We start from the raw sequence: 23,666 nt of genomic DNA, 5'->3' as shown, positions 1-23,666 counted from the left end.
CTGACGGCGCCGCTCCCCGGTGGGGGGCGGCGCCGTTCGTCGTTCAAGCAGGATAGGTCGATCGGGCAGATGCACTCGCTCAGAAGGGCGCGCTCACTCAGACGGACGCGGTTCCGCGCGCGTGGCGCGATTCGGACGACTCAGGCACGGGCCGCCAGATGACGACAACGGAGCGATCGTCCTGCCCCCCGGTGCGCGCCGAGGCCTCGCAGATGCGCTGGGCCGCCCCCTCCGGGCCGGCGCTGATGGCCCGTTGCGCGAGGCCGAGCATCTGCTGCGTCCCGGCCGCGAGGTCGCCGTCAGGGCCCTCGACGACGCCGTCGGTGTAGAGGAGCAGGACATCGCCGGGCTCGAGCACCCCGCCGGCGCGCGCGTAGTCCTGCGGCCCCTGGTCGAACAACCCGAGCAGCAGACCGGCCGCGCCGGTGATCATCTCCCAGCGGCGCGTGCCCGCGTGATAATGCGCGGCGCTCGGGTGACCGGCCGTACCGACGCAGTACTGGCCGTCCTCGACGTTGATCGAGACGTGGATGGCGGAGGCGAACCCGTCGCGCCAGCCCTGGCGGATGAGGTAGCGGTTCGCGCCGGGAAGAAAATCCTCCGGGCGCGTCTCCCCCAGCAACCCTGCGAGGGCGCCGGAGAGCAGCAGCGCACGCATCCCGGCAGACGGGCCGTGCCCGGAGACGTCGGTGAGGGCGAGGTGCAGGTGGTCGTCGCGTCGGGCGGCGACGACGAAGTCACCGCTGAATGCATCCCCGCGTGAGGGCATGACACAGTGCTCGACGCGCATCCCGTCCGGCATCTCGGGTGGCAGGGCCTGGGTGTCGAGCCGCTGCCGCAGATCCTTGAGCATGCTCGAGCCGACCGAGAGCGGCACACCCATCGTGAAGCGCTGACGGTTCGCGAACGCGACGATGCCGACGATGAGGGCGAGAGCCACCGCGACGGACCACTGCGTCGGCGCGTCGGACCAGGTGATCGCGGCCGTCGTCACATAGCCCGTCAGGACGATGGCGATGGCGAGCGCCAGGCGACGCCCCGACAACAGGAACGCTGCGGCGACGATGAGCGGGATGAAGACCGCATGCGACATCGTCGGCGTGAGCGCGATGGCGGCGGCACAGACGATCGCGGTGAGCAGCGCGAACGCGACGACGACGCTGTGCGGCTTGGAGATCGGAGTGGCCACGGCACGCTGCACCGACTGACGCAGGCGCGTCTGTTCGCGTTGAGCCTCCAGAACCACGCGCGCCAGCCTATAGGGGTTGCCTCACGCGCACCAGGGGTGGTGGAGCATGCACCTGCGTGGGTGACAGGCTCCACCGACCCGGGCCGACGGCCCGTCACGCGGCGAGAAGATCGCGCCGCGCGGGCCGTTCGAAGGCCTCAGCCCTCGGAGGGCAGCGTGCCGTCCCGTTCGTACTTCTCGACCATCGCGAGGCGGCGCGCGTGACGCTCGACGCCCGCGTACGGCGTCTCGATGAAGGTGCGGGCGATCTGCTTGGCCTCGTCGATCGAGACGAAGCGACCACCGATCGACAGGATCTGCGCACCGTTGTGCTCGCGTGCGAGAGAGGCGAACTCGGGCGTCAGGCACAGCGCGGCACGGATGCCCTTGACCTTGTTCGCCGCCATCTGCTCGCCGTTGCCGGACCCGCCGAGAACGATGCCGAGCGAGCCCTCGTCGTCACGCACGCCCTCGGCGGCACGCAGGACGTAGACCGGGTAGTCGTCCTCGGCGTCGTACTCGCTCGGGCCGTGGTTGATGACCTCGTGACCCTGCTCGGTCAGGTAGGTCAGCAGGGCCTGCTGGGTCTCGAAAGCTGCGTGGTCGCCACCGATGTGAATGCGCATGTGTGCTCGTCCTTGTCGCGAAGATATGGCCTGAGGGGCAGTGGTGGTGCGGAGGGTCAGCTGAAGTCGGGGCCGACGTCGCGGCTGCGCTTGAGTTCGTAGAAACCGGGCGTGCCCGCGACGAGGAGGCAGCCGTCCCACAGGCGCCCGGCGTCCTCACCCTTGGGCGCCGGCGTCACGACCGGGCCGAAGAACGCGGTGCCGCCGAACGCGACGACGGGGGTGCCGACGTCCGTGCCGACGAGGTCGGTCGCGCGCTTGTGCGCGGCCCGCAGGGCGACGTCGACATCGTCGCCGGGCACGTTGGTCGCCGCGTCGACGAGCTCCGGCTCGAGACCGCACTCGGCGAGCGACTCCACGAGCACGCGCCGCACGCTCTCGGCGTCACGCGGGTCGGCGCCGCCGGGGTGGAAGCGGGTGCCGATCGCGTCGTAGAGCGGCTTGACGACGTCGTCGCCGTGCGCCTGTTGCGCCGCGATGACCAGGCGTGCGGGCGCCCACGCCTGTTCGAGGAAGGCCCGGTAATCATCGGGCAGGTCGCGGCCCTCGTTGAGGACGGCGAGGCTCATGACGCGCCAGGTGACGCGCACGTCACGCACCTTCTCGACCTCCATGAGCCAGCGGGACGTCATCCACGCCCACGGGCACATCGGGTCGAAGAACATCTCGACGGTAGGGGCTGCGGACTCGGGCTGATTTTCGCTCACCGTCCCATCCTGCCACCTCGAGCGCTCGTGCAAGGATGGGCAGCACCGCCCGAACGGCTGTGGCGCACACCACTTCGCGCACCGCCGTTCCTCAACCCTGCTGGAAGGACACCACTGACGTGAACGGGGCCAACCTCACCCGCGACGACGCGCAGACCCGCGGCGAGAACATCACCGTCGACTCCTACGCCGTCACCCTCGACCTCACCACCGGCCCGACGACGTTCGCGACGTCGAGCGTCGTGCGCTTCAGCGCGCAGCCCGGCAGCGAGACATGGCTCGATTTCCTGGGCGAGTCCGTCAGCCGCGTCGTCGTCAACGGCGAGGAGCGTGACGTCGACTGGAACGGGGCGCGCATCCGCCTCACCGATCTCGCCGCCGAGAACGAGGTGCGCGTCGACGCCGTCGGCGTCTACATGAACACCGGTGAGGGCCTGCACCGCTTCGTCGACCCCGCCGACGACGAGGTCTACCTCTACTCGCAGTTCGAGGTGCCGGACGCGCGACGCATGTACCCCGTCTTCGAACAGCCCGACCTCAAGGCGACGTTCCAGTTCACCGTCACGGCGCCCGCGCGCTGGCAGGTGCTGTCGAACGAGACGACGCCGGAGCCGAAGCCCGCGACGCAGACCTACACGGGTCCGAACGGGGTGAGCGAGCCGGCCGCGACGTGGGAGTTCGCCCCCACCGCCCGCATCTCCTGCTACGTCACCGCGCTCGTCGCGGGCCCCTACGAGGCGTACCGCGACAGCGTCGAGACGCGCGCCGGCACCATCCCTCTCGGCGTGTTCTGCCGCAAGTCGCTCGCTCCGCACATGGACGCCGACGAGATCTTCGACATCACCAAGCGTGGCTTCGCGTTCTTCGAGAACGAGTTCGACCAGCCCTACCCGTTCACCAAGTACGACCAGATCTTCACGCCGGAATACAACGCGGGCGCGATGGAGAACGTCGGCTGCGTGACGTTCTCCGAGATCTACGTCTTCCGCGCCAAGGTCTCGGAGGCCGTCGTCGAGCGCCGTGCGCTGACGGTGCTGCACGAGCTCGCGCACATGTGGTTCGGCGACCTCGTCACGATGAAGTGGTGGAACGACCTGTGGCTCAACGAGTCGTTCGCCGAGTGGGCCTCGACGACGGCGCAGGCCGAGGCGACTCGTTGGGAATCGGCGTGGACGACGTTCGGCACGTCCGAGAAGGCGTGGGCCTACCGTCAGGACCAGCTGAGCTCGACGCACCCCATCGTCGCCCCGATCCGCGACCTCGCCGACGTGGAGGTCAACTTCGACGGCATCACGTACGCCAAGGGCGCTTCGGTGCTCAAGCAGCTCGTCGCCTACGTCGGGCGTGAGCCGTTCACCGCCGGTCTGCGCGCTTACTTCGCGCGCTATGCGTGGCAGAACACGACGCTGCCGCAGCTGCTCGCCGAGCTCGAGACGACGAGCGGACGCGACCTCACGCAGTGGTCGAAGCTGTGGCTCGAGACCGCCGGCGTCAACACGCTGCGCCCGATCGTCGAGACCGACGACGACGGCCGCATGACGAGCGTCGTCATCGAGCAGAGCGCCGCCGACGACTACCCCACGCTGCGTCCGCACCGCCTCGCCGTCGGCTGCTACATGCTGCGTGACGGCGCCCTGACGCGCACCGCGCGCGTCGAGCTCGACGTCGACGGTGAGCGCACCGAGGTGAGCGAGCTCGTCGGCACGCCGCAACCCGACCTGCTGCTCGTCAACGACGACGACCTCGCCTACGCGAAGATCCGTCTCGATGCGCGCAGCCTCGCCACGGCCATCGCCCACCCGCGCGCGTTCACGGATTCGCTGCCGCGCGCCCTCGTGCTCGGCGCCGCCTGGGACATGACGCGCGATGCGGAGATGTCGGCGCGCGACTTCATCGACATGGCCCTCGCGACGCTGCCGGGCGAGAGTGACTCGACGCTGCTGCGCACCCTGCTCGGGCAGCTGACGACCGCCGCGCGCACGTACACGGCACCGGAGCACCGCGACGACGTCGTCGCCCTCGTGGCCCGCACTCTGCGCGGTCTGCTGCTGTCGGCCGAGCCCGGCTCCGATGCGCAGCTCCAGCTCGCGCAGGCGTTCACGTCGTTCGCCGCGAGCGCCGACGACCTCGCGTTCGTCCGCGGCCTGTTCGAGGGCTCGTCCGTGCTCGACGGTCTCGCCCTCGACACCGAGATGCGCTGGACGCTGCTCACGAGCCTTGTCGCCGGTGGCGTGCTCGGCGAGCCCGAGATCGCGGCCGAACTCGAGCGGGACAACACCGCGACCGGCGCTGAGCGCGCCGCGCGTGCCCGGGCGGCGATCCCGACGGCCGAGGCGAAGGCCGCGGCGTGGGCGTCCGTCGTCGACTCCGACGCGCTCGCGAACCAGACGATCGCCGAGACCGCCGCGGGCTTCGGGCACGTGCACGACGAGGCACTGCTCGAGCCGTACATCGAGCGCTACTTCGAGATGGCCGAGGGCTACTGGGCCTCGCGCACGCACCACATCGCGGAGCTGACGATCGGGTCGTTCTTCCCGTTCACGCTCGCCGGGCCGCAGCTGCTCGCGCAGGCCAACACCTGGCTCGACGCCCACCGTGACGCCCCGGCCGGTCTCGTGCGCACCGTTGCCGAGAACCGCGACACCGTGGCGCGCGCCGTCGAGGCTCAGCGCTTCGACGCACAGGCGGCGCGACAGCACGGCTGAGCCCGCCGCGACGGGCGGTGATGCGCGCGAGCCGTGAGTGCTCGTGCTTCCCGCGTCGTGATGCACGTGATGCGGCCCGGGACGGTTTCGATCGTCCCGGGCCGCATCGTGTGTGCCGTCGCGACGCAGCTGCGCCGGCGGCAGTGATCGCGCAGAGCCCGGGGAGCCTGGGCTCTGCGAGACTCTCGCTTCACGTGGGGCGGCAGCGAATCGGCCCACGTCGGTCGTTCGAGACGAGCTGGGCGCGGGTGATTGGATGACGGCATGTCATCGATTCCCCTGAGCCTCGTCCCACTGCGCACGTCGACGATGGGCGATCTGTGGCACCACGTCGGTGGCACTCCGGTGCAGGTGGTCATCATCGTCGTCGCGGCCGTCGCGGTGCGTTGGCTCGCCCACCGCGCGATCTCGCGGGCCGTCGAGGCGATGATCGCCCGCCCCCGCTCGACGCGTTCTGGGCAGGACGAGACACGTGGGGCCACTGACGAGGCCGGTCAGCAGACGGGCGCCGCCACCCCTTCCGCCCAGGCGCCAGAAGGCGCGGGCGACGCTGCGGGAGAGCCGGAAGGCGCTGCGGGAGGGGCGGAAGGCGCTGCGGGGAGCACCGCCGTCAGCGCCGGCGACCTGCTCGCTCCGACCCGCGCCCGGTTGCGTGCCGCCGCAGGTCTCGACGACGAGCGTCGCCGTCAGCGCGCCGCGACGATGGGGTCATTGCTGCGCTCGATCACGACGGTGGCGGTCGTCGTCGTCGCGACGCTGACGATCGCCGCGCAGTGCGGCATCCAGCTCGGCCCGATCATGGCGAGCGCCGGAGTCGCGGGCGTCGCGCTCGGCTTCGGCGCGCAGTCGCTCGTCAAGGACTACCTGTCGGGCATCTTCATGATCTTCGAGGATCAGTACGGCGTCGGTGACGTCATCGACACCGGCGAGGCGATCGGAACCGTCGAGGAGGTGACGCTGCGCATCACGCGGCTGCGCGACGCGAACGGTGTCGTCTGGTACGTCCGAAACGGTGAGATCGTGCGCGTCGCCAACCGTTCGCAGGGGTGGTCGACGTCGCTCGTCGACATCCCGGTCGCCTACGACTCGGACATCCACACCGTCACCCATGTGCTCGAGGGCGTCGTCGACGCGCTCGAGGCCGACCCCGAGTGGAGCGAGAAGCTGATCGAGCGCCCGAACGTCGCGGGTGTCGAATCGGTGGCGGGCGGCACGATGACGTTCCGCATCATCGCGAAGACGGCGCCGAACGAGAACTTCGGCGTGAGCCGCGAACTGCGCCGACGCAGCGTCATCGCGCTCGAGGACGCAGGCGTCAAGGGCCCGCCGGCCCAGCCGTTCGCCGCCGTCAACACCGCCCTGCCGAGGTGAGGCCGACCGCGGCACCAATGAAGGGACCTCCGGCCACGCGACGGCCGTGGCGCGCGGGTGAAAGACTGGACGCATGAGTGAGCCGACGCTGTACGACCGCATGGGCGGCCACGCCACGTTTCACCGTCTCGTCGAGGTGTTCTACGACGGCGTGGCGCAGGACGCGACGCTGCGAGCGATGTACCCCGAGGCCGATCTCGAGCCCGCGAAGCGCCGTTTCGAGATGTTCCTCGAACAGTACTGGGGCGGCCCGACGACGTACTCGGCCGAGCGCGGCCACCCGCGCCTTCGGATGCGACACATGCCGTTCGCCGTCACCCCCGAGCAGCGCGACCGCTGGCTGACGCACATCATGGCGGCGTGCGACGACGTCGCCCTGGAACCGGAGCTCGACCGCCTGCTGCGCGACTACCTCGTGCGCGCGGCCTACAGCCTCGTCAACACCCCCGGGCCGGAGCCGGAGCACCCGGTTCGCTGACGCGCCGCCGTCACCGAGTCGAACGGCTCGGGCAGCGATGGGCCTGTCGAGCCCCTCTCGGCCGCGGGTGATGCGGACGGTTTCGTCCCAGCGCCCGTGGTTGGCAGACTGGGGCGGTGAGTGAACAGACTTCGTGGATCAAGCAGACCTCAGCGACGCACGTCGGCCTCGGCGGCCAGGAATGGTGGCGTACGTCCGCCGTCTACCAGGTGTATCCGCGCTCGTGGGCCGATTCGAACGGTGACGGTGTCGGCGACCTGCCCGGCATCACCGCCAAGCTGCCCTACCTGCGCGACCTCGGCGTCGACGCGCTGTGGATCTCGCCGTTCTACACCTCCCCGATGGCCGACGCGGGCTACGACGTCGCCGACTACCGCGACATCGACCCGCTGTTCGGCACCCTCGCCGACGCCGACAAGCTGATCGCCCGCGCGCACGAGCTCGACCTGCGCGTCATCGTCGACCTCGTGCCGAACCACTCCTCCGACGAGCACGAGTGGTTCAAGGCGGCCCTCGCGGCCGGCCCTGGTTCGCCGGAGCGCGAGCGCTACCTGTTCCGCGACGGCAAGGGCGAGAACGGTGAACTGCCGCCGAACGACTGGCAGGCGATCTTCGGCGGCAACGCGTGGACGCGCGTCAGCGACGCCGACGGCAACCCCGAGCAGTGGTACCTGCACCTGTTCGACCCCAAGCAGCCGGACTTCAACTGGAACAACCCCGAGGTCCGCGACGAGTTCGTCTCGATCCTGACGTTCTGGCTCGACCGCGGTGTCGACGGCTTCCGCGTCGACGTCGCGCACAGCCTGATCAAGGCCGACGGGCTGCCCGATCACGCGGCGCACGCGCAGATGGCCGGCACCGGCGATGCGAGCCACGACAACGGCGGCCCGATGTGGGATCAGGAGGGCGTGCACGAGATCTACCGCGCGTGGCGCGAGTTGCTCGACTCCTACAACCCGCGCGACACCGAGGGTTACGACTCCGCCGCCGACCGCGCGATGTGCGCCGAGGCGTGGGTCAGCCCGCCCGAGCGCCTCGCCCGCTACGTGCGCCCGGACGAGTTCCACCAGGCGTTCAACTTCGCCTTCCTCGAGACACCGTGGCGTGCCGCCGACCTGCACGAGAGCATCACGTCGTCGTACCGCTCGAACGACTCCGTCGGCGCACCGACGACGTGGGTCCTGAGCAACCACGACGTCGTGCGTCACGCCACTCGTCTTGCGCTGCCCGTCGGGCAGCCGCGCCCCAACGGCATCCGCGCCGAGGACCCGCAGCCCGACGCGGCACTCGGCCTGCGTCGCGCCCTCGCGGCGACGGCACTCGAGCTGGCACTGCCCGGCGGCGCCTACCTGTACCAGGGTGAGGAACTCGGCCTGCCCGACCACACGACGATGCCCGACGAGGCGCGTCAGGACCCGACGTGGGAGCGCTCCGAGCACACCGAGGCCGGCCGTGACGGCTGCCGCGTGCCGATGCCGTGGGTCAAGGACGCGCCGTCGTTCGGGTTCGGCCCGTCGGAGGCGACGTGGCTGCCGCAGCCCGAGGTCTACGGTGACCTCGCCGTCGACCAGCAGGACGGCGTGGCCGGTTCGACGCTCGAGTTCTACCGCCGCATGCTGCGCGAGCGTCACGCCCGCGAACTGGGCTCCGGCTCTCTCACGTGGGTCGAGGGTGCCGGCGACGACGTCCTGGCGTTCGTCAACAGCCGTGACGGCCACGAGGACCTGTGGGTCGTCACGAACTTCGGTGAGCCGGTCGCCCTGCCCGACGACGCGTTCGTCGTCCTGAGCAGCGGTGAGGCCGACAGCCTCACCGTCGAACGCGACGTGACGGTCTGGTTCACGCGAGCCTGATCGAGGCCCACCCGGTCGCAGCGCGACGCGATGATGGCGGGTAACTCACGCGTAGGCGCGTCACGAGGCGCCTACCTGTGAGTTACCCGCCATCGTGCGTCGACGGTAGCCGGAGCTGTCGTGGGTGCGTCCTGGCATGACGCGTGCTTGGCGCACGGTCACTCCCCCGGGTAGACCACCCCGAGCTGACGGCGGATCTCGTCCATGAGACCCATGACGCGCAACGTCTCGGCGTGTGGCATGAGGGGCGACTCGCGGCGGCCGTCGCTGATGCAGCGGGCCACCTCGACGGCCTCGAAGTGCAGCGCGTGCAGGTCGTCGGCACCGTCGAAGGTGTCGAGCACCTCGCCGTCGTTGCTGACGAGTCGCACCTGCGTCGGGAAGTAGAACCACCCGTCGAGTTCGAGGCGCCCTTCGGTGCCGGCGACTACGGCGGTGTTGGGCGTCTGCGTCGCCATCGTCGTGCCGAGACCGGCGATGGAACCACCGCCGCGCAGGGTGATCGTCTCGCATTCGTCGACGCCCTGCGGCGTGAGGATGCCGGTGGCGACGACGTCGTCGACCTGCGGCATGAGCATCGCCGCGAAGCTGAGCGGGTAGATACCGAGGTCGAGGAGCGCACCGCCGGCGAGGGCGGGATCGGACAGGCGCTGGGGCCCCTCCGGGTAGAGCGCCTGACCGTGGTCAGCGGCGATCCAGCGCACGTCACCGATGAGGCCGGCGTCAATGGCCTGACGGATCACGTCGTAGTGCGGCAGGAAGCGCGACCACATGGCTTCCATGACGAACACGCCGGCGCGCTCCGCCGCCTCGAGCACCTCCCGAGCCTCGGCGGCGTTGCGCGTGAATGCCTTCTCGACGAGGACGTGCTTGCCCGCCTCGATGGCGAGCAGTGCGTGGTCGCGGTGCGCGCTGTGTGGCGAGGCGACGTACACGACGTCGACGTCGACGTCGTCGTCAGCAACGAGTTCGCCGTAGGATCCGTAGGCCGTTGCTCCGGAGGCGAATTCGTCGACGAACTCTTGCGCCCGCTGAACATTTCGAGAACCGACGGCTACGATGCGTTGCGACGTCCGCGCCGTGAGCGCTTGCGCGAACGTGCGGGCGATGCCGCCGGGCGCGATGATGCCCCAGCGCAGGCTCGGTGCGTCCATGGGGTCGAGGGTGCGTGGCTGCGGTAGTGAACGGTGCGTCATGGTCACGACGATAACCGCGCAGGCACCCTTCGTTCGGCTCGGCGGGCTCGCGTGCACGGCGTCGGATGCCCGACCGCTCAGGTGCGGAGGATTTCGACGGTGACGCATCGCACCCGAACGCGCGCCGCCAGGTGCGCACCCCGCGTCAGCAACGTCGCGCACCCCAGCCGATCGGCACGCTCGCGGTCCGAGCGACGAGCGACATCCCCCGCCCGCGCGGCCCACCCTTGAGGTGCGCAAACCCGCGTCAACGACGCCGCGCGCCCCGAGCCATCAGCGCACGAGAACGTGCCCGACGTCTGTCGAGACGCGATGCCAGCGGGCCGTGCCGTACACCGTCGCGACATCGCCGACGGCGAATCCGAGCGCGTACAGCCCGAGCGCGGCCCCGGTGGGCAACCCGTCGGCGCCGCCGAGATCACCCTCGATCGGGCGGTTCCAGACGCGTTCACGGAGCTGTTCGACGGCTGCGGCACCGGCGCCCTCGGGGGTTCCGGTGGCGACCTCCTCGATGCCGACGCGCGCGACGTGCACGAGACCGTCGACGGGCAGGCGCGCCAGCGGCGACCATCCGCTGCGCGGGGGCGTGACAGCAGCCCAGGACGTGCGCACCGTCATCGGCGGGATCTCGAGCGTGAAGGCGCCATCGGATTCGTCGACGACCTGGGGGCTTGCACCGGGCGCGGCGTTCGCGACCGCACCACGCGGCGAACCGCTGCGAGCCAGACGATCGGCGACCGCCGCCAATGGGACGACGACGTCGACCGGCTCGTCGACGGCGCGCGCGAGCGGCAGCACCCGCAACCCTATGACGGTGCCCTCCCCCATGAGTCCGCGGCCCTTGCGCACGCCGACCCACGCGGCGAGCGTCGCTCCACTCGCCTGGAGGCGGATCGCGCCGTCGGCGTCGAGCGTGCGCGCGCGGGCGACGTACGTCGTCAGGTCTGCGGCGACCTGGACGTCCGCGAGCTCCAACCCGTCGCTCACGCCGAGGCCTCGCGGCGCTTCTCGGCAGCGCGGTGGCGGAACGGCACGGGCGGGCCGACGAAGCGTCGCAGCTGTGTCTTGTCGTGCTCCTCGAGCCGGCGCGGCCGCTCGGTCTGGAAGTCGTAACCGACGAGCGTCGTCTCCGCGAGCGCGTACGTCGTCGAACCGTGCCCCCCGTCGCGCACCTCGTACCCGACGTCGTACGCCGCGCCGCCGAGGTGCGTGATCCACATGGCGACCTCGATCGGCTCGATGCGGAACAGCAACGGCGCCCGGTACTCGATCTCGTGACGCGCGACGATGATGCCTTCGCCGACGACGGAACGCTCACGACCGAACCACTGCGCGAACGCGAGGATGCGGGCGTCCTCGAGCAGACGCAGGAACTGGACGTTGTTGACGTGGCCGTAGGCGTCCATGTCCGACCACCGCAGCGGAACGGGCACGACGGAGGCATAGTCGGGCGCGTAGGTCATGGCGGTCATTATCCCCCGCGCCCAGGCCCGATCACCAACCGACGGCGGTGTCATGTCACGCGGTTGCGCGCGGGAGGCGCCGTTCATGGGTAGCCTCGCCTCGTGACTTCCCTCGTTTCGATCGAACCGTCCGACGACCCGGTCGGCGACCTGCTGAACATCCTCGACGTCCGCCCGGTGGGCAGTGCAACGATCTCCGCGTCCTTCGACGAGGACGGTGAGCGCCGCGTCGACCTCGGTCAGAGCGCCGCGGACCTGTTCGTCGGCGAATCGCAGCCGCAGCCGCACGGGCGCATCTTCGGCGGGCAGGTTCTCGCGCAGTGCATCGTCGCGGCCGGCCGCACCGTCGGTGAGATCAAGCCCGGGGCGCCGCGCCACATCCACTCCCTGCACGGGTACTTCCTGCGCCCGGGGGACGCTGCGCAGCCGGTGCGTTTCGCCGTCGAGCGACTACGTGACGGTGGGTCGTTCTCCGCGCGGCGCGTGCACGCGATCCAGAACGGCGCGCCGATCCTCAGCGTCATCATGAGCTTCCAGGAGGACGCCGGCGGCATCGACCACCAGGTGACGATGCCGGACGTGCCGGCCCCCGAGTCGCTGCCCACGACCGCGGACATCGTCGGCGACATCGATCACCCGATGGCGCAGCACTGGGCGCGCGGACGCGCTGTCGACGTTCGACACGTCGAGGGCGGGCTCTATCTCGCGCCGGCGGACGAACGTCAGCCGTTCCAGAACCTGTGGATGCGCACACTGCGTGAGGTGCCGAACGACCCGCTGCTCAGCGCTGCGATCCTAGCGTACGCCTCCGACTACTCGATGCTCGAGGCGGCGATGCGCGCCAACGGCATCGCCTGGTCGTCACCCGGCTACCGCGCTGCGAGCCTCGATCACGCGATGTGGTTCCACCGACCCGTGGATCTGACGCAGTGGATCCTGTTCGCGCAGGAATCACCCTCGACGTCGGGTGGGCGCGGCCTCGGCGTGGGGCGCATGTTCACCGAGGACGGCACCCTCGTCGCCACCGTCGCGCAGGAGGGCATGATGCGCCTCAAGGACGCCCCCCGCCCCTGACCTCGCGTACCGCCATCCCCTGCACGACTGCGATTCCCGTCCCCATCTGCGATGTTCGTGCCTATCCGCGATTCTTGGTCACATCCGTCGGGCTGCGACGCATGGGCGCTACGTTGAGGGGCATGACTGATTTCGACGCTGACATCACGCTGACCGGGTCCTTGGTGCGGTTGGAGCCCTTGACGCTCGAGCATCATGACGGCCTCGTGGACGCCGTCAACGACGGCGAGATGTGGACGCGCTGGTACACGAGCGTTCCGCGCGCTGACGGTGTTCGCGCGATGATCGAGCAGCGCCTCGCATGGCGCGAGTCGGGGTTCATGGTGCCGTTCGTCGCGGTGCGGCTGGCGGACGAGCAGGTGTTGGGGTGCACGACGTTCTACGACATCGTCGACGCGGTGCCGCGCGTGTCGATCGGCTACACGTGGAATCGCGCGTCCACGCACGGCACGGGCACGAACGCGGAGAGCAAGTTGTTGCTCATGACGTACGCCTTCGAGACGATCGGGGTCGAGTGTGTGCGGTACGAGACGAGCTGGATGAACCAGCAGTCACAGGCCGCGATCGAGCGTCTCGGCGCCAGGCGCGACGGCGTGTTGCGCGCCGATCGTCGCGAGGGCAACGGCGCATTGGGCGACAAGGTTGTCTATTCGATCCTTGCGCACGAGTGGCCGGCCTCGAAGGCTTCTCTCGAGGCGCGCCTCGCGAAACGGCGCTGACCCGTCAGCCCGACGGTCCGGATCCCCAGACCGCGGCACTGACTGCGCCGGCGATGCCGGCCGGCTCTGACGTCGCGGCGGCACCACGAGCACGCGTCATGACGCAGCCCTTCCCCGAGCCCAATCCGTCCCCCACCTCACGACGCAGGGACAGCGGACAGTGACCCGGCGCACCATGGACTCTGGATGACAGCAACGCCCCTCACGAACACCGAGCGTGCGAGGTGTGAGTGAGAGGCGTTGCTGTCATCCAGCCCGAAGGCCTGTCGCACCGAGGTGGCGCGGCGCTCCTGGGCGAGCCCGCGAGCTCAGGATCCGCGCCGCCCGGAAGACGGGTCGAGGGAGTATCAGTCGCGTGTCCTTACCGCGACTTCGTCAGCGCTTGCTGCGGCAGGATCCTCACTTCGCTGCGGTCCTACCTTCGCGCGCTTGATCCTCAGTCGCGTGTCCTTTCCGCGACTTCGTCAGCGCTTGCTGCGGCAGGATCCTCGCTTCGCTGCGGTCCTACCTTCGCGCGCTTGATCCTCAGTCGCGTGTCCTTTCCGCGACTTCGTCAGCGCTTGCTGCGGCAGGATCCTCGCTTCGCTGCGGTCCTACCTTCGCGCGCTTGATCCTCAGTCGCGGGTGAGCCGGCGGTGTGTGACGCGGTGGGGGCGTGCTGCTTCGGCGCCGAGGCGTTCGATCTTGTTCTTCTCGTAGGCGTCGAAGTTTCCTTCGAACCAGTACCACGCGGCGGGGTTCTCGTCGGTGCCTTCGTAGGCGAGGATGTGCGTCGCGACGCGGTCGAGGAACCAGCGGTCGTGGCTGATGACGACAGCGCAGCCGGGGAAGCTGAGCAGCGCGTTCTCGAGGGATCCGAGGGTTTCGACGTCGAGGTCGTTGGTCGGTTCGTCGAGCAGCAGCAGGTTGCCGCCCTGCTTCAGGGTGAGGGCGAGGTTGAGGCGGTTGCGTTCACCGCCGGACAGGACGCCGGCCTTCTTCTGCTGGTCGGGGCCCTTGAACCCGAACTGCGAGACGTAGGCGCGTGCGGGGATCTCGACCTGGCCGACCTGGATGTGGTCGTTTCCTTCGGAGACGACCTCGAACAGAGTCGATTCGGGGTCGATGCCGGCGCGGTTCTGGTCGACGTAGCTGATGTTGACCGTCTCACCGATCTTCACGGTGCCGGCGTCTGGCTCTTCGAAGCCGACGATCGTCTTGAACAGGGTCGTCTTGCCGACGCCGTTGGGGCCGATGACGCCGACGATGCCGTTGCGCGGCAGCGTGAACGACAGCCCGTCGATGAGGACGCGGTCGCCGAAGCCCTTCTTCAGGTCGTTGACCTCGATGACCTGCGCGCCGAGGCGCGGGCCCGGCGGGATCTGGATCTCCTCGAAGTCGAGCTTGCGGGTGCGCTCGGCTTCGGCGGCCATCTCCTCGTAGCGCGCGAGGCGTGCCTTCGACTTCGTCTGGCGGGCCTTGGCGTTGGAGCGGACCCACTCGAGTTCTTCCTTGAGGCGCTTGGCAAGCTTCGCGTCCTTCTTGCCCTGGACGGTGAGGCGCTCCTGCTTCTTCTCGAGGTACGTCGAGTAGTTGCCTTCGTACGGGTAGAGACGACCGCGGTCGACCTCGCAGATCCAGCCGGCGATGTTGTCGAGGAAGTACCTGTCGTGGGTGACGGCGAGGACAGCGCCCGGGTAGCTCGCAAGGTGCTGTTCGAGCCAGAGGACGGATTCGGCGTCGAGGTGGTTGGTGGGCTCGTCGAGCAGGAGCAGGTCGGGCTTCTGCAGCAGCAGCTTGCACAACGCGACGCGGCGCTTCTCACCACCGGAGAGGACGGAGACATCGGCGTCACCGGGCGGGCAGCGCAGGGCGTCCATGGCCTGCTCGAGCTGGGAGTCGATGTCCCACGCATCGGCCGCGTCGATCTTCTCCTGGAGCTTGCCCATCTCCTCCATGAGGGCGTCGAAGTCGGCGTCGGGTTCGCCCATCTCGGCGGAGATCTCGTTGAACCGGTCGAGGTCGACCTTGATCTGGCCGAGGCCTTCCTCGACGTTGCCGCGCACGTCCTTCTCCTCGTTGAGCGGTGGCTCCTGCAGCAGGATGCCGACGCTGTAGCCCGGGGACAGGCGTGCCTCGCCGTTGCTGGGCTGGTCGAGCCCCGCCATGATCTTGAGGATGGTGGACTTGCCGGCGCCGTTGGGTCCGACGACGCCGATCTTGGCGCCGGGGTAGAACGACATCGACACGTCGTCGAGGATCACCTTGTCGCCAACGGCCTTGCGCGCCTTGGTCATGGTGTAGATGAACTCAGCCATGCGCCCGAGGCTATCGGTTGCAAGCCGTTCGACGCGACTTTCCGCGGCGCGTGCGGGGCCCGACGTCCGCCCGGCCGGGCGGTGACGTGCTCACCGCCCGGCCGGCCTCGCCGTCTCAGGCGTCGACGAGCGCGCGGCGCCCCTCGGTGGCTTCCTCGTCGGACGCGGGTTCGCTGCGGCCGAACTGCTCGTTCTCCACCGTGCGCGTCACCTCCGTGACGATGTCGTCGGCGAGGCGGTCGGAGCTCGGGATGACGGGGTCGGAGCACTTCGTGAACGACGTCTGCCCGAACTTGTGGGAGGCGCCGATGTCGTGCGCGTCGATCTGCACGCTCATGCGCTGCGAGCCGTCCTGCGCGACGTACTGACTGAGCCGCAGCCGACCCGAGACCATGACGTGCTGACCCTTCGCGAGCGAGTGATAAGCGTTGCCCGCGAGCGTGCGGAACGCCGTCACGCTGAAGAACTGCGACGCACCGTCGCTCCACGTGTTCTCCTGCGCGTTCCAGCGGCGTTCGTTGACCGCCATCCGGAACGTGAGGAACGCATCCCCTGTCTTCGTCTGGCGCAGCACCGGGTCGGTGACGACGGTGCCGCTGATGTCGATCGCTACCTCGTTCATGGTGGTTCCTCCACTGCGGCCGCGGCCGCGTCAGGCATCGCGCCGGCCACCTCGGCCGGTCGTGATCCCGACGCTAGGCAGGTTCGTCCGCCCCGCGCGTCCCACCGTCACCGATGCTGTGGATAGGCCCTCCCGTGCGCTGCCTGGGAGGGCAGATTCACAGCTGGCACGGCTCGCCTGGGGACGGCCGCGACGCAGCGTCACCATCCCCAGCCCGGAGCCGAACCACGTCACCCCCGCGCCTGACCCACGGCCGTACCGTCCGCAGAGCCCCCACCCACCAGCACCGCAACCATCGCCCGCGGCTCAGGCAGACGCCTCCGCGAGCGCCCGTGCCGTGTCGTCGTGGCGCCTCACGACCGCCTCGACGGGCGCGATGATGCGCTCCGACGCCACCTGCGCGATGGCCTCGTCGAGGCGCTCCTGCGCATCCTGACGTGCGCGTCGGGCTCCCGTCCGAGCGAGGGTCCGCGTGAGGACCGTGAGCAACAACCCCGCGAGCAACCCGCCGGCGAGCATGACGAGCGGGATGGGCAGCCAATCACCCGCCATCGTCGGGACGCCCACGTGGATCTGCATCGTGCCGAGCAACGCGAGCACGATCAACCACGCGGCCCCGGCCAGCGCGACACCGGCGAAGGCCCACTGCAGCGCCGACGCCGCGGCCCACCAACCCGGGAAGCGTCCGCGCAACGGCGTGCGCAGCACGGCCTGGTCGAGCGCGTCGGCCATGGCGCCGTCACGCCCCGTCGCGGCGCTGCGCACCTCGTCTGCCCAGGGGTCCGGCAGGCCGTCCGCAGCCTTCTCCCCGAGACGCCTCGTCGCGAGGTCGACCGCAGCGCGCGCGGCCGGCGTCGCGGGAGGCAGCGACGACTTGCCGAGCACGACGCGCCGATCACCGCGGCTCATACCGTCGGACACCTGCTTGTCGAGCCCGAGCCGCGCGAGCGGCCGCGCCTTGAGCTTCTGCGACCATCGCGTGAACGGCCATCCGGTGCGCCGTGCCGCCTCTGTGCGGTAGTCGCGCTCGACGGCGTCGAGCACCACCCCCACACCGGCCGACTGCGCGAGGGCGGAGACGAGCTCGGCGTTCGTCCCACTCGTGCGATGCTCGCGCACCGCTCCGACGTGCGAGCTGAGCCGCTGGGCCTGATGCCGCAGATCGCCCGCGAGGCGCCGATCGGCGGCATTCTTGGCCTGCACGACGTCCGCGAGAGCGTCCACGAGGGTCGTCACACCGCCGTCGACGACCGTCGAGGTGGGCAGCACGAGCGCGTCCGTCAGCCCGTCCTCGACGAGGAGGCGACTCAGGTCGGCGAGGCAGCTGTCGGCCCCCTCCGGCGTCAACCGATCGGCCTGGTTGAGCACGACGATCGACGTCGCCTTCGCGACCGCGAGCTGGCGGACGTACTGCTCGTGAAGCACCGCGTCGGCGTACTTCTGCGGGTCGGTGACCCACACGAACAGATCGCACAGCTCGAGCACGCGATCGGCCTCCGCACGGTGCTCACGCACACGGGAGTCGAAGTCGGGAAGGTCGAGCAGGACGAGGCCGTCGAGCTCGGCATGACGTGGCATCGCGGCCTGCACCTGATGGCGTGAAGGCACGTCGAGCCAGTCGAGCAACTCGCTCGGAACGCTCTTACCCCAGACCGCCGCGGCGGCCCGTGACGTCGTCGGGCGGCGCGCGCCCACCCGCGAGACGGGCTCACCGACGAGCGCGTTGAACAGGCTCGACTTGCCGGAGCCGGTCGCCCCGGCGAGCGCGACGACGGTGTGGTCACCGCCGATCCGTGAGCGCTCGGCGACACGCGCCAGCAGCTTGCGGGCGACGGCGACATCGTCCGCGGGCAAGGCGGGCCCACCGAGCGTCAGCGCGCGTTGCAGCGCAGCGGCGCGGCCGTCGACCTCCTCGCGCGTGATGGGGGCGACGACCTCGGCGCGTTCGCGCCGCTCGCGTCCGAACGGCTTCCAGCTCATCGCGCCTCCTCGACGTGGGTGAGCGCCGTCTCGATGCGAGCCGCCGCCTGCTTCGGCAAAGCCACCTCACCGAGCGCAGCGTGGTAGCGACGTTCCTCGGCGGCGAAGAGCGCCTCGACGCGCTCGATGAGCAGACCGCGGGCCGCCTTGGCGAGCGAGCGGACGGCCTGGTCGCCGAAGATCGCCTCGAGCAGGCGCTGCGCGAGCACGGACGAGCCGGCGGAGATGCCGACCTCAGCGCCCGTCAGGCCGCCGGTCGAGGCGAACGTCACGATCATGAGCAGCACGGCGATGCCGTTGACGCCGAACGCGAGAAAACGCGCCGTCGAGCGCTTCTCACCGGCTTCGGAGCGGACGAGCTCGAGCACGTCGCCCTGCCAGTCGCGCACGAGCCGCTCGATGTGGTCGGCCACCTGCGGACTGGCTGAGGTCAGCTCGGGGTGACGCGCCACGAGCGGTTTGCCCGCGTCGTCGAGGCGCCAACCGCGGCCGGCGTCGAGAGCTGCCGATTCAGCGTGTGAGGTGACCAGCTGCGCCACCCCGGACTGCAGCGCCTCCCCCAGATCCCTCGCGGGTGCGGCCTTCTCCGTCCGCGCGGTGAACAGAGCGGAGACGCGGTCGCGCAGGCGGCTGACGCCGGCCTCGAACTGCTTGAACAGCTCACCCGTGCCGACGAACTCCTGCCACCGCGCGAGCACCTCGCCGCGCAGCAGCGTGCCGTCCTCAAGACCTTCGGCCACCTCCTGCAGGTGCTCGCGATAGGCCTCGTGGGCCACGTCACTCAGCCGGGCGTGGGCGTCCTCCTGGGCCCGCGCCGCCGCGACGCTCGCCCGTGCGCGCGGCGCCAGCGAGTCGAGGGCGCCGTCGAGGGTGCGGCGGATGACGGCCTGCCGCGACATCGCGTCACTCGCGAGCGAGTTGAGCCACTCGGTGATGCGCGCGACTTCGGCCTGCGGCAGCATGCCGAAGTCGTCGAGCGGCGATTCGGCGACCGCGAACACCGGCGCACGGCCCAGCCCCTGCGCGGCGAGCATGCGCGCGAGGTCGGCCTGCACCTCGTCGATCGCCTCGCGCGGCACCCGGTCGAGGACGACGGCGACGGACGTCCCGCGCTCCGTGGCCTGCTCGAGCATCTCCCACGGCACCGCGTCGGCGTAGCGCACCGCGGTCGTGACGAACAGCCACAGGTCGGCGGCCGACAGCAGCTGTCGGGCCAGGTCGCGGTTCGCGGAGACGACGGAGTCGATGTCGGGAGCGTCGAGCAGCGCCAGCCCGCGCGGCACGGACGCCGACGCGACGAGCCGCAGCGACGACGGGTCGTCACCCTGCGTCGCACTGCCGGTCAGGCGTGACAGGCCGGGCAGCACCCGCTCGTCGATGAACCAGTGCGTGTCGCTCGGGTGGTGGATGAGAACCGACGCGCGCGTCGTCGGGCGCAGGACACCCGAGCGCGTCACCTGCTCGCGCACGATCGAGTTGACGAGCGTCGACTTGCCCGCACCCGTCGATCCACCGATGACGGCGAGCAGCGGCGCGTCGAGCGATTCGAGGCGGGGCATGACGTAGTCGTCGAGTTGCGCGACGAGCTCGTGCTGCGAGCGCCGAGCGACCGCCGCGTCAGCCGTCTCGAACGGGAGGACGTTGGCCGCGACGGCGGCGCGCAGCTCACCGACTGCTGCGTGCAGCCGGGCGGCGTTGAAGGGTTCGTTCACCCTGTCAGTCTTGCCGGTGCGCGCGTGCGGCTCAACTCGCTCGGCGCATCGACCGTTCCCGGATGCCATGACGGCGCTGTGGCATCGACGCCTGATGCCCTGCCGACCACGTCGCCATCCCGCGCGCTCCTACACCTCCGAGCGTCGTCGCCTTTGAGCGTCGTAGCGCTTCGAGCGTCGCCGCGCCGTCAGCCCTCGAGCAGCGTCTGCCCGACGTAGGAACCGTCGCGCGCGCCCGGCGGAATGGCGAACAGCCCGGATCCGGTGTGCTGCAGGTATTCCATGAGGGCATCCTCGCGGGACATGCGCATCTGCATCGGGATGTACTGCGTCGACGGGCGGCGCACGTACGCGAGGAAGAACAGACCCGCGTCGAGGCGACCGAGCGCATCGTTGCCGTCGGTGAAGTTGTAGCCGCGCCGCAGCATCTGGACGCCCTTGTTGTTCTTCGGGTGGGCGAGGAAGACGTGCGAGTTCTTGGCGATGAGGGGCTTGTTCTCGCGGCCGGTGACGTCGAAGCGCGGTTCGTCGAACTCCTTGCCGCCCGACAACGGCGCTCCTTCGACGCGGTCGCGGCCGATGAGGGTCTCCTGCTCGCGCAGGCTGGTGCGATCCCACGTCTCGAGGTGCATCGTGATGCGGCGCGCCACGAGATACGAGCCGCCGGCCATCCAGTCGGCTGCGGCGTCGTCGCCCTTCGAGACCCACACGTGCTCGTCGACGACGTCCTGCGACTCGGCCTTGATGTTGGCCGTGCCGTCCTTGAACCCGAACAGGTTGCGCGGCGTCGCCTGCGCCGTCGACGTCGAGCTGGTGCGCCCGAAGCCGAGCTGCGCCCAGCGCAGCGCGGCGAGGCCGAAGGCGATGCGGGTGAGGTTGCGGATGGCGTGGACGGCGATCTGCGGGTCGTCGGCGCAGGCCTGGACGCAGAGGTCACCGCCGCTTCGATGCGGGTCGAGCTTGTCGGCCGGGAAGTGCGGCAGCTCGCGCAGTTCCTTCGGCTGCTTCTTCGCCAGGCCGAAACGATCCTTGCCGTCGCTCGTGCGGAACAAGGTGGGGCCGAAACCGAACGTGATCGTCAGGCCGGCCGCGCCGAGCCCGTCGGCCTCACCCGTGTCGGCCGGGGGGGCGTCGTAGGACGTCACCTCGTCCGACGCCGGCAGCCCGCGCATCATGCGTTCGGCGGCGGAACTCCAGGCGCGTAGGAGCGTCTCGAGGTCGTCTCGGGTGCTCGCGGTGACGTCGAACGCGGCGAAGTAGAGCCGGTCCTGTGCCGGGGTGACGATGCCGCTCTGGTGGGCGCCGAAGAACGGGTAGGTGCGCGCCGAGGCGTCGGGAGCCGGGTTCGCGGAAGCCTGAGAGGCACCCCACCCCCCGGCGAATCCGGCCAGCCCTGCGGCTGCGCCGCCTCCTGCGACACCGAACATCCCGCGGCGCGACAGCTGCGTCACTTCACCCATCCTTCTGCACGTCGTGTCGATCCGCCCTGACGCGGATCCGGTCGCTGCGATCGTCGTGACAACCACCGTCGAAGCGCCCCACCCAGGGTAGGGCGCCTCGACGCCGGTGTCAGGACGTGACGGTCGCCGTCAGCTTCGACAGCGGTTCGCTGAGCGCGTTGACCGCGTCGGAGAGTTCCTTGACCTCGGCCTTCGACAGCTTGTCGTAGCTCTCGAAGACGGCGTCGTCCCCGGAACCGGAGACGCGGTGCTTGTCGAGCAGCTTCTGCAGCGCCGCGAACTTCGTCGCGATCGACGTGTCGAGCTTCGCGTCCTTCTTCTTGAGCAGCGGACGCAGGTTCTCCCACGCGATGCGTGCGCCGTCGACGTTTCCCTGGAAGTCGTAGAGGTCGGTGTGCGACCAGATCTCCTCCTCGCCGGTGACCTTGCCCGTGGCGACCTCGTCCATGAGGGACTTCGCGCCGTTGGCGATCTTGTCGGCGGTGAACGTCGTCGTCTTGGTGCGCGTCTCGAACGTCTTGGTATCGCTGAGGAGCTGGTCGGCGATCTTGTTGCGCTCGGTCTTGCTCATCGCGGTGTAGCCCGACTTCGGCGGCCACAGATCCTTCTCGATCCGGTGCCAGCCGGTCCACTCCTGGCCCTTCTCGAGGTCGGCCTCGCGCAGGTCCATCTTGGGGTCGAGGTCACCGAACGACTCGGCGACGGGCTCGACGCGCTCCCAGTGCAGGCGCGCCTTCGCGTACAGGGCGCGCGCCTCGGCGTCCTTGCCGCTCTTGTAGAGGTTGACGAACGTCGTCGTCTGCGCGCTCAGCTGCGTCGCCTGATCCTTGACGTAGGCCTGGTACTGCTTGTCGGCCTCGTCGACGAGCGCCTTGTCGGCCCCCGTCGGTGTGAGGTCGGCGCCCGAGTCGGTGACGGTGAACTTCGACTGGATGCCCTTGCCGACCATGCCCGGCTTGCAGGCCGTGTAGTACGTGCCCGGCGCGGCCTTGACGACGAGTTCACGCGTCAGGCCCGGTGCGATGTTCTCGACCTCGCCGACGATGCGGAGGCGGTCCGAACCGAGCAGGTAGAACTCGGTGACCTTGTCGCCGTCGTTCTTGACGCTGAACGACAGGGTGCCCGAGGGCGCCTCCGAGGCCGAGACCTTGCACTCGCTCGCCGTGGAGGAGACCGTCAGCTTGCCGTCGCCCTTGGAATCCTTCGAGTTGCTCGTGCACCCGGTGAGCGCCAAGCCGGCGATGCTGGTGAACGCGAATGCCCGTGCGGTGCGGGTGGGGAGAATCATGCTGTTGCCTTCTGCTTCGTGGCCACGGCGGAGCCCGAGGCCTTCGGGGGGTGGGGTGCGCGCACGCGCACGATGAACATCGGCAGGACGATCGCGATGTAGGCAACCCAGACGGCGAGCTCGAACCACGTCGTCGCCGGTGAGAAGTTGAACGTCCCCTTGAGCAGCGTGCCGATCCACGACGACGGCGGGATCTGTGCGCTGACGTCGAACGCGAGGGAGTTGAGGCCCGGCAGCACACCGCTCTCCTGCAGGTCGTGCACGCCGTACGCGAGGACGCCGGCCGCGACGAAGATGAGGAAGCCGCCGGTCCAGGTGAAGAACTTCGACAGGTTGAGCGACAGCGCACCGCGGTAGAGGAGGCAGGCGATGACGACGGCCGTCAACAGGCCGAGCCCGGCGCCGATGAGCGGCGCGCTCGACGAGCCCTCCCCCGAGCTCGCAGCCTGCGTGGCTGCCCACAGGAACAGGGCGGTCTCGAGGCCCTCACGGCCGACGGCGAGCATCGCCACGACGACGAGGGAGGCGCGCGAGGCGTCCGCGGCGCGGTCGACGTGGCTCTTCAGATCGCCCGACAGGCTGCGGGCGGAGCGTGCCATCCAGAAGATCATCCAGGTGACGAAGCCGACGGCGACGATGGACAGCGTGCCACCGATCGCCTCCTGGGCCTCGAACGTCAGGCCGCGGGGGCCGTACGTGAGGGCGGCGCCGAAGGCGAGGGAGATCGCGATGGCGGCGGCGACGCCGAGCCAGATGCGCCCGAGCAGGTGGCGCCGACCCGACTTCACCAGGTAGGCCACGAGGATGACGACGACGAGCGACGCCTCCAGCCCCTCTCGAAGCCCGACCAGATAGTTGCCGAACACCACGCACTCCTCACAGCCAAA

19 protein-coding genes are annotated in these 23,666 nt (G+C 69.9%); 6 read left to right on the top strand and 13 right to left on the bottom strand.

Going from position 1 to position 23,666, the window contains the following annotated elements:
- Window positions 1-97: 97 nt before the first annotated feature.
- The 3 genes from EDC82_RS05085 to EDC82_RS05075 form a co-directional block, all read right to left on the bottom strand.
- Window positions 98-1,246: a PP2C family protein-serine/threonine phosphatase gene (locus EDC82_RS05085; RefSeq protein WP_062258277.1), complete on the bottom strand. Its 1,149-nt coding sequence runs from the start codon at window positions 1,244-1,246 to the stop codon at window positions 98-100.
- A gap of 140 nt (window positions 1,247-1,386) precedes the next feature.
- Entirely contained in the window at window positions 1,387-1,854 is a 468-nt protein-coding gene (locus tag EDC82_RS05080) for a ribose-5-phosphate isomerase (RefSeq protein WP_038567531.1), read from the bottom strand.
- A 56-nt stretch (window positions 1,855-1,910) separates the two neighbouring features.
- Window positions 1,911-2,561 carry a DsbA family protein gene (locus EDC82_RS05075; protein ID WP_082740853.1) on the bottom strand — a complete coding sequence of 217 codons (651 nt, stop codon included), beginning with the start codon at window positions 2,559-2,561 and terminating at the stop codon, window positions 1,911-1,913.
- A gap of 119 nt (window positions 2,562-2,680) precedes the next feature.
- On the opposite strand from EDC82_RS05075, the gene pepN reads away from it, so the two are divergent.
- The 4 genes from pepN to EDC82_RS05055 all read left to right on the top strand — a co-directional run bounded on the left by pepN (window position 2,681) and on the right by EDC82_RS05055 (window position 8,968).
- On the top strand, window positions 2,681-5,266 hold the full coding sequence (gene pepN, locus EDC82_RS05070) for an aminopeptidase N (protein ID WP_062258273.1): 2,586 nt from the start codon (window positions 2,681-2,683) through the stop codon (window positions 5,264-5,266).
- 264 nt (window positions 5,267-5,530) lie between these two features.
- Window positions 5,531-6,637 (top strand): mechanosensitive ion channel family protein, encoded by a 1,107-nt coding sequence (locus tag EDC82_RS14880; protein ID WP_062258271.1) that lies wholly within the window; start codon window positions 5,531-5,533, stop codon window positions 6,635-6,637.
- A 73-nt stretch (window positions 6,638-6,710) separates the two neighbouring features.
- A complete protein-coding gene (locus EDC82_RS05060) occupies window positions 6,711-7,115 on the top strand; it encodes a globin (protein WP_006945874.1) in 405 nt (134 codons plus the stop codon).
- A 116-nt stretch (window positions 7,116-7,231) separates the two neighbouring features.
- Window positions 7,232-8,968 carry a glycoside hydrolase family 13 protein gene (locus EDC82_RS05055; protein ID WP_082740849.1) on the top strand — a complete coding sequence of 579 codons (1,737 nt, stop codon included), beginning with the start codon at window positions 7,232-7,234 and terminating at the stop codon, window positions 8,966-8,968.
- 158 nt (window positions 8,969-9,126) lie between these two features.
- Here the strand turns inward: EDC82_RS05055 and EDC82_RS05050 are convergent, their stop codons facing one another.
- The 3 genes from EDC82_RS05050 to EDC82_RS05040 form a co-directional block, all read right to left on the bottom strand.
- Entirely contained in the window at window positions 9,127-10,164 is a 1,038-nt protein-coding gene (locus tag EDC82_RS05050) for a Gfo/Idh/MocA family protein (protein ID WP_062258281.1), read from the bottom strand.
- Window positions 10,165-10,437: 273 nt separating this feature from the next.
- Window positions 10,438-11,151, bottom strand: coding sequence for a hypothetical protein (locus EDC82_RS05045; protein ID WP_062258270.1), 714 nt, complete (start codon window positions 11,149-11,151; stop codon window positions 10,438-10,440).
- Window positions 11,148-11,627: a thioesterase family protein gene (locus EDC82_RS05040; RefSeq protein ID WP_038567517.1), complete on the bottom strand. Its 480-nt coding sequence runs from the start codon at window positions 11,625-11,627 to the stop codon at window positions 11,148-11,150. The genes EDC82_RS05045 and EDC82_RS05040 overlap by 4 nt, the downstream gene beginning before the upstream one ends.
- Before the next feature lie 102 nt (window positions 11,628-11,729).
- Between EDC82_RS05040 and EDC82_RS05035 the strand changes: the two genes are divergently transcribed.
- Window positions 11,730-12,701, top strand: coding sequence for an acyl-CoA thioesterase II (locus tag EDC82_RS05035; protein ID WP_006945875.1), 972 nt, complete (start codon window positions 11,730-11,732; stop codon window positions 12,699-12,701).
- Between the two features lie 122 nt (window positions 12,702-12,823).
- Complete coding sequence (locus EDC82_RS05030) at window positions 12,824-13,420, top strand: GNAT family N-acetyltransferase (RefSeq protein WP_115296393.1); 597 nt, start codon at window positions 12,824-12,826, stop codon at window positions 13,418-13,420.
- A gap of 614 nt (window positions 13,421-14,034) precedes the next feature.
- Here EDC82_RS05030 and ettA read toward each other — a convergent pair.
- The 7 genes from ettA to efeU all read right to left on the bottom strand — a co-directional run bounded on the left by ettA (window position 14,035) and on the right by efeU (window position 23,645).
- The gene (gene ettA, locus EDC82_RS05025) at window positions 14,035-15,717 is read right to left on the bottom strand and encodes an energy-dependent translational throttle protein EttA (protein ID WP_006945958.1); all 1,683 of its coding nucleotides are present in this window, start codon (window positions 15,715-15,717) and stop codon (window positions 14,035-14,037) included.
- 115 nt (window positions 15,718-15,832) lie between these two features.
- On the bottom strand, window positions 15,833-16,339 hold the full coding sequence (locus EDC82_RS05020; protein ID WP_006945968.1) for a single-stranded DNA-binding protein: 507 nt from the start codon (window positions 16,337-16,339) through the stop codon (window positions 15,833-15,835).
- 306 nt (window positions 16,340-16,645) lie between these two features.
- Window positions 16,646-18,319, bottom strand: coding sequence for a GTPase family protein (locus tag EDC82_RS05015; protein WP_006945916.1), 1,674 nt, complete (start codon window positions 18,317-18,319; stop codon window positions 16,646-16,648).
- Entirely contained in the window at window positions 18,316-20,031 is a 1,716-nt protein-coding gene (locus tag EDC82_RS05010) for a dynamin family protein (protein ID WP_006945985.1), read from the bottom strand. Before EDC82_RS05010 ends, EDC82_RS05015 begins: the two co-directional genes overlap by 4 nt.
- A 188-nt stretch (window positions 20,032-20,219) precedes the next feature.
- Window positions 20,220-21,491, bottom strand: coding sequence for an iron uptake transporter deferrochelatase/peroxidase subunit (efeB, locus tag EDC82_RS05005; protein ID WP_186318467.1), 1,272 nt, complete (start codon window positions 21,489-21,491; stop codon window positions 20,220-20,222).
- 109 nt (window positions 21,492-21,600) lie between these two features.
- Window positions 21,601-22,779, bottom strand: a complete 1,179-nt coding sequence (gene efeO / locus EDC82_RS05000; protein WP_131940777.1) for an iron uptake system protein EfeO — start codon at window positions 22,777-22,779, stop codon at window positions 21,601-21,603.
- The gene (efeU, locus tag EDC82_RS04995; protein ID WP_131940775.1) at window positions 22,776-23,645 is read right to left on the bottom strand and encodes an iron uptake transporter permease EfeU; all 870 of its coding nucleotides are present in this window, start codon (window positions 23,643-23,645) and stop codon (window positions 22,776-22,778) included. Before efeU ends, efeO begins: the two co-directional genes overlap by 4 nt.
- Window positions 23,646-23,666: the final 21 nt, after the last annotated feature.

Source organism: Dermacoccus sp. SAI-028, assembly GCF_004346775.1.
GTDB lineage: Bacteria > Actinomycetota > Actinomycetes > Actinomycetales > Dermatophilaceae > Dermacoccus > Dermacoccus nishinomiyaensis.
Note: the sequence above shows the minus strand (reverse complement) of the source record. Positions and strands in the feature narration are given on the sequence as shown.